9 protein-coding genes are annotated in these 13,166 nt (G+C 50.7%); all 9 read right to left on the minus strand.

Annotated elements, in window-relative coordinates; genetic code table 11:
* Nucleotides 1-74: 74 nt before the first annotated feature.
* The 9 genes from bglS to DX130_RS15430 all read right to left on the minus strand — a co-directional run bounded on the left by bglS (nt 75) and on the right by DX130_RS15430 (nt 12,918).
* Nucleotides 75-1,286 carry a beta-glucanase gene (bglS, locus tag DX130_RS26705; RefSeq protein ID WP_206098827.1) on the minus strand — a complete coding sequence of 404 codons (1,212 nt, stop codon included), beginning with the start codon at nt 1,284-1,286 and terminating at the stop codon, nt 75-77.
* 49 nt (nt 1,287-1,335) lie between these two features.
* Nucleotides 1,336-2,487, minus strand: coding sequence for a family 16 glycosylhydrolase (locus DX130_RS15395; RefSeq protein ID WP_116046814.1), 1,152 nt, complete (start codon nt 2,485-2,487; stop codon nt 1,336-1,338).
* 218 nt (nt 2,488-2,705) lie between these two features.
* Nucleotides 2,706-3,167: a hypothetical protein gene (locus tag DX130_RS15400; RefSeq protein WP_116046816.1), complete on the minus strand. Its 462-nt coding sequence runs from the start codon at nt 3,165-3,167 to the stop codon at nt 2,706-2,708.
* Nucleotides 3,168-3,233: 66 nt separating this feature from the next.
* Nucleotides 3,234-3,875, minus strand: coding sequence for a DUF2306 domain-containing protein (locus DX130_RS15405; RefSeq protein WP_116046817.1), 642 nt, complete (start codon nt 3,873-3,875; stop codon nt 3,234-3,236).
* Nucleotides 3,876-4,053: 178 nt separating this feature from the next.
* The gene (locus DX130_RS15410) at nt 4,054-4,473 is read right to left on the minus strand and encodes a hypothetical protein (RefSeq protein ID WP_116046819.1); all 420 of its coding nucleotides are present in this window, start codon (nt 4,471-4,473) and stop codon (nt 4,054-4,056) included.
* 11 nt (nt 4,474-4,484) lie between these two features.
* Entirely contained in the window at nt 4,485-5,486 is a 1,002-nt protein-coding gene (locus tag DX130_RS15415) for a phosphotransferase enzyme family protein (protein ID WP_165861303.1), read from the minus strand.
* A 73-nt stretch (nt 5,487-5,559) separates the two neighbouring features.
* Nucleotides 5,560-5,982 (minus strand): GNAT family N-acetyltransferase, encoded by a 423-nt coding sequence (locus DX130_RS15420; protein WP_116046822.1) that lies wholly within the window; start codon nt 5,980-5,982, stop codon nt 5,560-5,562.
* A 108-nt stretch (nt 5,983-6,090) separates the two neighbouring features.
* On the minus strand, nt 6,091-10,191 hold the full coding sequence (locus tag DX130_RS15425) for a discoidin domain-containing protein (protein WP_116046824.1): 4,101 nt from the start codon (nt 10,189-10,191) through the stop codon (nt 6,091-6,093).
* A gap of 84 nt (nt 10,192-10,275) precedes the next feature.
* On the minus strand, nt 10,276-12,918 hold the full coding sequence (locus tag DX130_RS15430) for a discoidin domain-containing protein (protein WP_240644525.1): 2,643 nt from the start codon (nt 12,916-12,918) through the stop codon (nt 10,276-10,278).
* Nucleotides 12,919-13,166: the final 248 nt, after the last annotated feature.

The following is a 13,166-nucleotide window of genomic DNA, read 5'->3' on the forward strand; positions in this document are numbered from 1 at the left end:
AACAGCTGCCCCGGCCACAATCTGGGGCAAGGACAGCTTTATGACACAATCAGATGCGAATTTAACTCACTTCATCAGCTCGGATAAAGCCTGTTTTGCGGAATAATTTGCTTCGGCTGGGAGGCCGATGACCAGGACAGCTTGGCTATGGCATCTTCGGTATTATCATAATACTCCAGCTTGATATCATACTTCTGACCAGCCGTCAGATAGATAGTACCTGACCATTCAGTTTCTGCCTGATCCATCCACTTGTCGATAATAAGCTGATTGTTCACCCATAATCTGACACCGTCATCCGTACTCGTATGGAAGGTATAGGTTCCTGTATACTGCGGCTTCACTTTGCCCGTCCAGCGAACAGAGAAGGTGTCTGCGCCCATTGAAGAAATCGGCGCTCCGTAGCCCCAATTGAAGTTTACCGTCGCGTCTACTCTTGTTGTCTTCAAGGAAGTGAAATTCATGTTGTCGTAATATTGGCCTGTCAGCCCGGTTCCGTTGTCCGCCGGAAGCTGGCTTGCCGGCGTGAACTTGATCCAGTCGTAGTAAGCGCGAACCGGCGCTCCCGGATAGTTGAACTTACCCGTCCATATCTCTGCCGGGCCCGAACCCGACCAAAGATTAACCATGATGTGTCCAGGATTGGTCGGCAGCGCGCCTCTTGATCCGTTCTCCGTATGCACCAGAGTTCCGTCTACGTACCACTTAATGTAGGTAGGCGACCACTCGAATGCATAATCATGGAAATCAAGCGAAGCATCGAAGCCCAGATCGATGATCGTGCTGTGATTGCCGACGCCGTTCGTGAAGTAGTTTGTCTCCAGCTTGGTGGTGTCTTTGCCCAAAATCTCAATATCGATCTCGTCATTGGATGAGCCTGGCGCTTGACCGGAATACGTAAAGAGACTCGTTACCAGCCCGGTTCCTTTCGCTGCTTTCATCCGCGCTTCCACTCTGCCATAGCCATACTTCACATTTGTGGCGTATTCGGCTGAGGCGTAGCTCTTGCCCGAGCAGCTAGCGGGACATCCCGCATTATCCAATCGCAAGGCCATAATGCCATTCGAAAATTCCTGGTTGACCGCTTTCCATCCGACGCCGAAGTCGACGCCATTGGCCCAGCCGTCCGAAGTGTAAAACATACTTGGATTCGTCCCGTTCAGCGGTTCAAGAAATGCAACATCAGCAGCCGATATGGGTTTCGGCAGGAGCAAAACGGCAAGCATTGCAGCAGCCGTAAGCCAAACTGTCATTCTTTTTCTGATAGACATCACCTTGTTGTTCATACCTACACACCTCTTTCATGGAATGTAATCGATGGATAACAAGCGCAAGTTAAGCCAAGCTTCTGGAAATCTTAATAAATTGCTTCTGAGCGTCCCTGTCAATCTTCGCGCCGATGGCATCCGCAAGCGCTTGGAGCGGCACGTATGCATGACCATTCCTTAGCGTAACAGGTTCAGCCAGCGTAATTTTTTTACCATTCACCGTCGCAGACTTGGAGCCTGCCTTGAAGATCAGCGTTGTATCTGTAGCTTCATCGATAACGTGAATTTCCTGTTTCGCACCGTTCCACTCTATCTTTGCATTCAAGGACTCCATCAGATAGCGAAGCGGTGCCATCTCGGTCTGACCAATGCGGTAGATCTGCGGTTTGTTCGGATCTTCTACTTGCAGCTCGACCGACTGCACGCCGCCTTGCGGCTGCTCCGCTTTTGTATAAGCGATCCGGTCGAACTCGGCAACTAGTGTCTGACCTTGATGCGTATAGTCACCCGCCCAACCGTTCGTCTTCGTTGCCGGCCACACATTGGCAATGATATGGCCCGGTGTAGAAGGCAATGTGCCTCTCTCGCCCGTCTCGGTGTGAACCAGCTTGCCATCCACATACCACTTGATGTAATCCGGCGACCATTCAAAGGCATAATCGTGGAAGTCATCTGCCGCATCGAAGCCCAGCGGAATTATCGTGGAGTGCATGCCTACGCTTTTCGTAAAATAGTTCGTTTCCAGCTTTGTTGTGTCTTTGCCCAAAATCTCAACGTCAATCTCATGTGCTGTGCCGTCCGGATCGGTGCCATACGTGAAGAAGCCTGTTACAACACCTTCTCCTTTAACCGCTTTCATTCTTACTTCGAATTTGCCGTAACCGTACCGCTTGGTCGTCGCATATTCTCCTGCTGCATAGGGCTGACCAGAGCATAGGGCTTGATCGTCCACACAAGGCTTATCGTCGAGCAGCAGCTTCATCTTGCCGTCCTCGAATACGACATGGTCGTCTCTCCACCCGTTTAAGAAAGTCCCTCCATTGCCCCATCCATTCGACGAGTAAAAACGGTCCGTATCCTTCTTGTCGAGGTGATCCTCAAAGTTCGTACCGAGAACCTCCGGCGCCGCCTCCTCCGCCATTGCTGTTAGCGGCATAAGAAGTGCCACCGTCGTGAAAGCGGATACAACTAATGTTGTCCATTTGCGTCTAAGCTTCATGAATCGTCTTCCTCCTTCTTTTCAATTCTTGAAATCAGAAACATCAATCCACTTAATCCTACATGCTATCGCGCCTATGATCTCAGCCATTTCAACCATAAACCTGCACTATTTAACGGATATTTAAATGAAATGTAAATGTCGAGCCACAATAAAAGGCCGGATAATAGGACGACCTTCCGTCCTTATCCGACCTTTATAACTTACATTACCTGATTCTATGAGTCTTTCTTTTGAAAGCAATACATGAAGAGCAGTCCAACCGCAACACTAAAAGATTCCAGGCTTAATGGAGACTGTGGGCTCGATGCCGGTAACAATTGGTCCACTGCATTAATCAAGGGAGCAACGTTGTAATGCAACCGGAAGAGCATAGCAGGTACTGGGAGCAGCAACAACGGGAGCACAACGATCAGGAACAAGGCCCAATTGAACTTCCACTTCCCTAGCTTTGCACGAAGTTGAACAATGCGAATCACACCAAGCAACAGCCCTAACATAACCGGCAGTAGTACAGGAACAGCGGCCGCTGCGAAATGCTTCAGCTGCCTCTTTCCTCCTATAGGGAAAAACGGGTGGTACTGAACTGTCGCGCTTAGATTGGAGATATAGGTAAAAAGATGCATAAGACCAAAAATCGCGATTAGCAAGCCCACGTATTTCGCTATTTGATTCATCATCTTCGGTACCTCCTGCTTAGCGATAGGATGGCTTCCGACCGAACGCTCCCCTATCGGTGCTTCCACTTATGATAGCTGAGGCGACTCTTTGAACACTGTTCGATTGATCACTTCCGCCACGAGCCATAATCCCAGAATCGAAATATAGACCGAGACCGTGTAACTGGTCGTAAAGGATAGACTGAATGCTTTCTGGAGCAACGTCAAGGATAGGTGAGTGACCGCATTGGTAAAGCAAAATACATAGCTTCGCACCATCCACTGCCGATGGCTGTTCGTCTGTTTCTTTCTAATTTTGGATATTGCGATAACCGTAATAATCGGCCAGGCAATATTTAATAGATTGAACGGAATACTCGTGGCCTTGCCACCAGTAGAATAAGGGGCCATGTAGCCCGACGTGATATCTACAATGAGGATTGCAATCAGATACAAGTATCCATTCATTCGATGGAACTTCTTGTGTTTCCTCAGCACTGCATTTGAAAAGTTGACCGCCCCTGCCAATAACGCGATACAAGCGAAAGCGACATGAACATACATGACATTCAGCCAAATAGGGGGCTGGAGCGTACGCTTCAGATCAATCTTATGACTGAGAAATCGGGATGCGGACGGATCATAGATATAGTTAACGACTACAGCATACAACACAGCGCCGATAGCAGCTGCAATGACTAGCTTGTACAGAAGCCTGGAGTTGAACATGTACATAAGCCTCACTTCATGGTGCATTTGGCAAACAGATTAGCTCTGCCATTCACCATTTTATCGTAAGGCTTCTGCCGAGTATAGCATCTTTGCCAACCAACGCTTGCGAACTCATTCTTTTACATATGAAACATGACGAATCCAACTGCTGTCCAGTACGTTCTCACTTTCGTGCTCAATCTAACCCCTTCTTATTTACAATTAAATCAGTTAGCATGTCGATTGATTGTTCTTCGACCATCTGGATGGAGATTAACTGACCGTCTTTTTGGACATTGTCTAGCTCTAAAACGATAAGATTCGCTTGAATTCCATGCTCCGGGTATTGTTTAAAACCTAGGACGGAAGATACATCTTCATCATAAATTCGTATTGTGGGATACATTGGATTCGTTTTTTCTATGCCTACGTTTTGTATGCTGTATTCCCATGTCAGCAGTATTTCGTTCTCTTCATGCAGTTGCACAAAAGTGGCGCTCGTTTCATCGGTTTGAAATTTTGTGTGATTTCCAGGATCCTGATAGTTTGAAGCTGAAGAACAGCCTGCCAGCAATCCAACCAATACCGGTACAATAATTAATTTATTGATTTTCACCCCTCCGCTTCTTAGAGCAAATAAGTCTCCAGCAACGTCTTGAAAGACTGGTCATTCTCTCCGAGCCAGCGATCTCTATCACGGAACTGACGCATCATATAAGTGAAATTGGGTTCAACATTGCTCCCTGCATAATGCTGGCCAATGTAAATATGAAGAACCGCAATATGGTAGATTCGAGTCATGTAGCGAAGCTGGGCAATCTCTTGAGAGGAGCTTCTGCAGAATATGGAGTAGCTCTTAACGAAAGCCTCCAGCAACCGCCAGGAACCATCCGACTCCTGCAGAACATGATTCAGACAGATCGCAAGCTCCATGCACCTGACATCCATTGCGATAAAGTCAAAGTCCAATACCCCGCAAATTGAGTGATCCTTTGCCAATAGGTTGAATATAAGCAAATCATGATGCACTAATTGCGAAGGCAATTCGTTCAAGATAGACGGGGATGATTGTACCGACACTACCATTTCTGTATAGAATGCCAAGTCTGCGTCATCTATCGGAAAGGGCGGCTGTTCGAAAAATGATTGGATCCTATCCCAATCTGCAAGCGGATGCAGGCTGTAGAAACGGGAGAAGGGTTGTCCCTTATAGGCGAGCTTCTCGGTTGCAACGGTACTGAGCACAGCGGAGATTTCGCCGACCACACGCCCAAATTCGGCTGCATGCCTCTCCTCAGATAGCGGCGGCACGCTCCCCTCGATAAAGGAAACCATTGCGCCAAGCGTTCCGTCGGGCAACTGTACATACTCATCCCCTTTGTTGGTAGACAGGAAAGCCGGCACCTGGAAGGAAAGGTTGGCATGATTCAGATAGGAAGTAACTCTCGCCTCCAGCTCCAGGCTTTCTTTGTTTTTGGTATAGCGATTATAGATTCGGGCGATATACTTCACATCATTAACTTCAATCAATTGAGTCAGATTCGTAAGCCCGAAGGGCACCGGCTCCACCTTGCAATGGGAATAGTCCTTAAAATAATAGCTTAACAGCTCGCGTATTTTATCTTCCATGGATATCCCCTTTCTATGCTCCAGCAGCATGCGGGCTTTACATTAGACCAAATAACCTTCATTCATCATCGTCCTACATTTGCTCTTGCCGGTTTTTCTGAAAGGCAATATATTCTTTCGGGACATACTTCGACCGTTCATAAAATTTTTGCGCATGTACATTAGATTTACCGGTTATAATCTTCACTTCTTCAACCCCCTGCTCATACAGCTCTGTCTCCAAAAATGCGAGCAACATCTTTGCGTGTCCATTGCCTCGGAAGTTTTCTTTCATGTACATTTCGGTTATTTCGCCTTGGGCATGACTATAGCAGAACGATCGAAAGATTTGAGCACATGCGAAACCAACCAGTTCCCCCTTCACTACGACAACCGCCACCAGCTCACTCCCTTCAAGGAGACTCTGTTCAATGTCTGCAACTCTACGCAATTCCCCATTGAAATCATCGTTCAGAGCAGCCAGTCCTGCTGCATCTATGACCCCAGCCCATCTCACCGCAACATTGGCTTTCTCCAGTTACTCTCTCCCCCAACCGTTGCAGGGATTGCAAAAACGCAACCCCTGCCTTTTTCTCGTATTATTCTCAGAATATAACAAGTCCCATTAGTTGTACACCTTAAATTCCCTAATCGACCACCAGTTGGATGCTGTTCCCGTCTGCACAATCTTGATATACCGTGCCCCCATTTGCGGGAATTGTACGGTTACAAGCGGCCCGCTTCCTAGGCCGCTCGCAATGACGTTGCCATAGCTCACGCCATCTTGCGACACATACAACTCGTATCCTCTAGCAAAGTCATCATTACTGCCTGTGGAGTCCATAATAATCTTGCTGAAACGTTGCGGGGAACCCATATCGACCGTCAGCGATTGGCCCGGAGCCATCGCCGCTCCTGTGCTCCAGCGAGTCGACATATCTCCGTCGAGCAGATTGACCGCAGCATCGCCGCTTGATGGCGATGAAGCTGCTGCCCATCCGGAACGAGACAATTCAGCGCCTGAACTGCCGCCATTGTTGCCTCCGCTGCCATTCGTATACACGTTCAGCTCCCTGATCGACCACCAGTTGGACGCCGTTCCGGTCTGCACAATCTTGATATAGCGTGCTGACTGTACAGGGAAGACGGCTGCCACAACCGGGCCGCTGCCTGTACCGCTGACGACCGCACTGCCATAGTTCACGCCGTCATTCGATACATAGACCTCGTAGCTGCGAGCATAATCGTCATTGCTCCCTGTGGAATCCATGACGATCTTGTTGAAGCTCTTCGCCGCCTTCATATCGATGATTAGCGATTGGCCCGGAGCCATCGCTGTACCTGCGCTCCAGCGCGTCTGCATGCTTCCGTCCAGCAGATTCAGAGCCTCATCGCCGCTCGAAGGAGATGAAGAGGCCGTCCAGCCGGTGCGGTTCAGAGCGGTCTCCCCTCCTACGGGACCACCAGGACCATTCTCTCCTGTATGCTCCATCGGATTTGTCTTGATCAGACTTAACGGATCGACGACCACTGAACCAGTCACACCGGACGCATTGCGGAACTGTACGGTGATAGGCGCCGATGTTGGATTCCAGACTTGCGCCGTATACAGATTGCCCTTCTTGTATACGCCGACCGAAGACCAGTTGTCGGCCCAGACATCGGTCGTACGATGTCCGTAGCTCTCCATGTTATGAATGAACCAGTAGGCATTAAATACTTCATTTTGCTGCATAACGCCCGGATTCCATTTGGCAATGACCGCTCCCGGATCGCTAAGCGCCTGATAAGGCCATATGATATGCTCCCAGCCCTCTTCCGGCCCGTCATTATCCTGAAGGAACGCGCCATACAGCATCGCTGCCTTCTGCGGTTCCTTGCCGTAGTAGCTCATCCACTCCGCAGTCGGCAGCCAGTGAATACCGTAAATATTTTCGGGAGCGCCAGAGAAGTAGGTCCCGTACAGATAAGCGCTTCCCCATACTTGGCCCGCGACGCCATGCTCATACTCCGGTATCCAGTTATCGCCGTCATAATTGAACCAGTATTGCTCGATCGCCTTCAGCTCCGTCGTGAAGCCCCATGCTCCGGCATCCCGGTATGCATCATTTCCTGTTACCACTCCCCACAGATAAAGCCCTGCCCAGCCATTCAACGCCTCGCCCGCCGCTTCCTGATTATTGCCGTTGTTATTGTCCGCATAAGCGCCCGCCCATGAATGTCCTTCATAGGGATCAAAACTGCGAAACCAAGGATACATGCTGTCCGTTCTGGACGGGTTGGCATAGTCTCGAATCAAATGCTCAACCATCCCTCCGTATTCACGTTCAAAAGAGGGATCAAAAGCCGCCAGTATCGCAGACGCATAGACGAAATAACCATACGTATAATGATGGTCGGTCAGTCCTGTATTGATGCCCCATCCCGCTGCCCAAGGGAAAATCGAACCCCAGTCCGGCGAATAGTGGAAATAATACGTGTGAAGCGCATCTTCCTCCGAGTAGGTATACCAATCAACGAGCACCTTCCGCAGCTTGCCAAGGAAAAAATCTCTACGCTCCGTATCGCCCATGCTGTCGCTGATCATAGCCGCCAGCGCTGCAGGATGCAGCACTTTGCCCTGCCAATAAGGGTCTTGGTTCATTAGGCCGCCTTCATTGTTCAGTTCATTCTCCAGAACTGTCAGATAAGTGCTCAAGCTGTCCCTTGAATAAGCAGCGTTATTCGGCTCGGCGAACTGAGGCAATATCCCGTTAAATCGATCAACAGTCGTAAAGGCATTGCCTTCATGCACCCTAAGCGTTCCTCTTATCGAGGGATAGGTCCTCCCCGTCGCGGATGCGTTCGACGCCTTCCACTGATGCGGCAGCATAGCCATAAGCGTATCCCCGGAGAATCCGCCTCGTTTGACCTCCGTCACTGATTGGAATGTCGTTGTGACTGATGCCTGCGGCATGTCATAGTTGTAACTGACGAGCGTATCGGTTATGAAAGCATAGCCGTGCTGGTAAAACAGATTCAAATCTGTACTGGTTGGCAAAGCCGCGATGGACATATAGTTCTGCCCGCTGCCCAGCCCAATCTTGAGCTTGTTCCCAGCCTTCGTAAATATGGTGCCTGGCGGCGCGAACACGCCGTAGGGCCGTAGGAAGGTTTGCGGCGGCGATGCTCCATCCGTATTCGTAATCTCCAGACCGAGATGGTCTCCCGTTATGCTCTGGCCATCCGCAAGCGTAATGGTCTCATTGTTGCGATTAAAAAGTCTGGTAATGCCAGGAGAATACAACTCCACGCTGGAAGGATTAGAAAAGGTGTGATAGGTGTACGGTGAGCCCTTTACTAGTGTAGAACGCATCTTAGGAGAGTTGTCGTCACTTAGAATGACGTCAACGGAGTAGTCACCGTAGCCGTCGACCTTGCTCTCAATCGTACTCATATCGGTGATGTTGCTTGCCATAACGAAGAGATCGGGCGGTCCGTCGGCATTGACCGCACCGCCGTCGCCGTTAATGAAGCCCGCTCCGGGATTCATCAAGCCCAAGCCGTTTTTCGTATATTTGCTCTTAAGCGGCAGAGTGATAATTCCTGTACCATTGCCCAAATGCTCCACGAGCAGATTTTGCCACCAGTCATTGGATGGAATGGGCGATTGGATATTGGCGGTCCGATTGCGCGGATACAGAGGCTCAAGCTGCCGGATATCGTTGATTTCATAGCTGCCGCTGCCGACCGTCACGCGAGAGATGGCCGGGATGACCGGGATGGAGTAGATGGGCTGCAGATCTCCGGCGCGATAAGGAAATACCTCAAATTCGAACAAGGAATAACCGAATCCGGTGCCCCTGCCGATGCCGAGTAATCTAACATATCTCCCCTCCGCATATAGCGATATTTCATCCGTACCTCCGGAGCCGTGCAGCTCGCGATAGACGGTAGTCCAGTTGCTTGCGTCATTCGATACTTGAATATCATAAGCTCTGCCGAAGGCCGCTTCCCAGCGCAGGATCACCTTGCCAATCGTGGTGGTTCCTCCGAGATCGACATACACCCACTGCGGGTCCGAGTGCAGCGAAGACCAGCGCGTAGAGCGGTTGCCGTCCGTCACATTCCGCGTCTCGTAATCTTTGGGCTGCAGGTACCAGGCGTCATTCTGCTCGGAGGAGGAGACTGCCGGCTTGTTCAGCGCAATATTGGCGACCGGGGGCTTCGGAGGCGCGTTGACGCCGCCTGTGCCATACACTTCAAATTCATAGACCGACACGCCGTAGCTCGTCAGCGCACGTTCTACCACATAAAGCCGGACATAGCGGCCGATGCCGCTCACCGCTACATCTGTCGTCCCCCCGCCAAAATTCGTATTGGTATAGATCGGTGTCCATGTATATTCGTCATTGGATACTTCTACGCGAAAATGCTTCGCATAAGCACCTTCCCATTTAATAAGTATTCGGGAAATCGAAGCTACCGCTCCAAGATCCACATACATCCATTGATTGTTTTGGCCAAACTGCGTCTCCCAACGGGTGTCTGTAGGATTGCCGTCCACGGCCAGCTCAGGGCCGTTCGCCCCCAATGAAGTAGAGGCATAAGCGGGCCTATTCTGGGATAACAAATAAGGCTCGGGTGCCGCCGCTGCCGGAGTAAGGGTCAAGCAGCTTACCAGTAGACATAGCAACGTCCATATTGAGACTGTTCTGCGAGTCTTTATCATGGGCTTCCCTATCATTTTCGTATCCTCCCTTGTCTTATGCATATCCTCTTAAAGCAACGAGACCGAGGAAAAATTCCCCGGCCCCGTGTTCACTGGCTGCTAGTTGTATACTTTGAACTCGCGAATGGACCACCAGTTGGATACCGTTCCCGTCTGTACAACTTTGATATATCTCGCGTTCGTCTGCGAGAATTGGGCCGTCACCACTGGGCCGTCCCCCGTGCCGCTCGCAATGGCGCTGCCATAGGTCACGCCATCTTGCGAGACGTACACCTCATAGCCACGCGCGTAGTCGTCATTGCTGCCTGTAGAGTCCATAACAATCTTGCTGAAGCTTTGCGAAGAGCCCATGTCAATCGTCAGTGATTGGCCTGGTGCCATCGCTGCGCCTGTACTCCAGCGTGTCGCCATGTTACCGTCAAGCAAATTGGCCGCAACGTCTCCGCTCGACGGCGATGAAGCTGCAACCCAGCCGCTTCGCGACAACTCCGCACCAGTACCTCCGCCATTGTTGCCTCCGTTGCCGTTTGTATACACGTTCAGCTCCCGGATCGACCACCAGTTGGAAGCTGTACCGGTCTGTACGATCTTGATATAGCGTGCCGACTGTACGGGGAAGGCAGCATCCACAATCGGTCCGCTGCCTGTTCCGCTTGCTACCGCACTGCCATAATTTACACCGTCGCTCGATACATAAATATCGTAGCCGCGAGCGTAGTCGTCATTGCTGCCTGTAGAGTTCATGACGACTTTATTGAAGCTCTTGGCCGCTTTCATGTCGATCGTCAGCGACTGTCCCGGTGCCATCGCTGTGCCTGCGCTCCAGCGTGTTGCCATGCTGCCATCCAACAGATTTGCCGCTACATCGCCACTTGAAGGTGAAGATGATGCCGTCCAGCCCGTACGATCCAGCGCAGTCTCCGGTCCTCCGGGAACTCCCGGTCCGCCTGTACCCGTACCGATAAATTCGTTCACCGTCTGCCTCATGCCCTCAGCAGGCGAGTTAGCATAGACGCGGCCTCCCAGCTTATTGATAACATGCGTAATTTCACTGCCTGGGGTGCCCGCGAGCCATATCGACGTCGCATGATGAACCTTGACGCCCGCCGTATCCGGCACTTCAATACCGCTCTCCAGCTTCACAGGCGCATCTCTGAAGAAGGAATAAACGCCAAGTCCCCATACCTCATGGTCTGTAACATGGTCGGCCACCTTATAGGAGGCGTAGCCGTTCACTGTTCCGTTCTGACTCATCCATCCGGCCTGACTCGGCACATCATAAGGAATCTCGGATTGATAGAAGTAGACCCGTCCGCCATTGCCGTTCCATAAGGTCTGGTATTCATGATGATGCTCGTTGAACAGGCCGTAGATCGTAACCTGATTACCGTTCACGATCAGACCATTCTTCGATATATTCTCCGTCCAGCCTACACCTGCGCCATGGTCGGCGCGCCAGATCCAGAAGTGATCGCCGATAACATGGTTGCTGTTTATTATTAAACTCGCGTCGTTTTTGCCAATGGCTGCTCCGCCGATCCGGAAGAACAGATCATGTAGCGACGTCGGATTGGCGGCATGATTGCCATTGCTGCCGCTTGGGCCAACTTCCAGCAAGGAAGTGGAATTAACCGGACCTGCGTCCAATACAAGACCCGCTACCTTCACTCCATCTACATCCGCGACCTTCATCGTCACTTGACCGTTGGTAGGAATGATCGTAGGCAATCCAATGCCGAGCACAACCGTATTGGCCCGGTTCACTTGAATCGTTTCGCTCAAATGATAAATGCCCGGGGTAAAGATCAAGTTTTTCCCTTGGCTCAGCGCCGCATTGATATTGGCAGATGTCGCAGTCTCCGGACGTGCAATATGGAACGTATCGATCGATAGCGATTCGCCTGACGTGGAGCCGCCCACCCAGCTGACGCCCTTCCGATCATGCTGCAGGGAAGGCACGAATACGCGATATTGTCCTGAACCATCAACATACAGATATGGCTTCTCCCGTAGAACCGGCGCCTCGTCGACGACCGTATACGGAGGGTCTGGGAACTGACCAGTCGGTGGATTCGTATCTCCGACGAATACCATATTCCATACGCCGTTCGTCCAGTTGCCGTATTGGCTGTTGCGCGAGAACCACTGCTGCTGAGAGCCCGGAACGATAGTGCCGTTGACCACGGAATCAGCCAGCAATCCGCCGCTCGCCCAGCCTGCGTTCCAGTTATTATCGAAGTCGAACAATTGAAGCTCGCCGTTAATGTTCAGCCGGCGCAGCGGCGCTGCCTGCGATACAGCGATACGCGTCATGCCGCTTGCCGGGGTGATCGACAAGTTCTCAATCGCCCGCCAGAAGTTGCGTGTAGCGTTGCCGTTATCCCACTTGGCGTCTACATTAAGTGCGCCGCCTGTCAGATTCACCTGCCCAGGATTTTGCCCGAGCCCCGCTACATGAGTGAAAAAGCCTACTTTCATATCAATGTTGTACGTGCCCGGCTTGAAGAGAAGCGCATATCTCTGATTGCTGAACTCATTACTTTCCTGTTCATTAAACACAGCACTCGTAACGGCTTGAATGTCGGCTGCCGGCATCGATGGATCAAAAACATAAACGTTCGGCCCAAATATCGTCTGATTGGCGGTCGAAGGCGGCGGTGCCGCTTCGGAGCGGTCGGGAGACACGGCATACGTACTGACAAGAAGCGCTAATGTTGCAATTATAGCTATCCATTTCTTCAAATTAATTCCCTCCAATTGTTGTGTAGTATCAATCGGCTCAAAACGGAATCATGCCATTGCTGCTTGCCTGCTCCTCCTTTCCCGCATAATGGGTAAACGAGACAGCGTCTTCGTCCATTTCCGTAATCAATAGCACAAACAAACGAAAACGCTTACATTTATCATAGTAGGATGTGCTGCCCGTAGACAGGTGGGATAATTTAGATCGATAGCTGAATTTTTTAGATCATGTAAAGATGAAGAAGACC

It is taken from the genome of Paenibacillus paeoniae, from assembly GCF_003388735.1.
Classification (GTDB): Bacteria; Bacillota; Bacilli; order Paenibacillales; family Paenibacillaceae; genus Pristimantibacillus; species Pristimantibacillus paeoniae.

Bases quoted from the DNA above. Each gene is read 5' to 3' on its own strand.
- DX130_RS15415 (WP_165861303.1), bottom strand. From the start codon at position 5,486: ATGGAAGATAAAATACGCGAGCTGTTAAGCTATTATTTTAAGGACTAT.
- DX130_RS15395 (WP_116046814.1), bottom strand. From the start codon at position 2,487: ATGAAGCTTAGACGCAAATGGACAACATTAGTTGTATCCGCTTTCACG.
- DX130_RS15400 (WP_116046816.1), bottom strand. From the start codon at position 3,167: ATGATGAATCAAATAGCGAAATACGTGGGCTTGCTAATCGCGATTTTT.
- DX130_RS15425 (WP_116046824.1), bottom strand. From the start codon at position 10,191: ATGATAGGGAAGCCCATGATAAAGACTCGCAGAACAGTCTCAATATGG.
- bglS (WP_206098827.1), bottom strand. From the start codon at position 1,286: ATGAACAACAAGGTGATGTCTATCAGAAAAAGAATGACAGTTTGGCTT.
- DX130_RS15405 (WP_116046817.1), bottom strand. From the start codon at position 3,875: ATGTTCAACTCCAGGCTTCTGTACAAGCTAGTCATTGCAGCTGCTATC.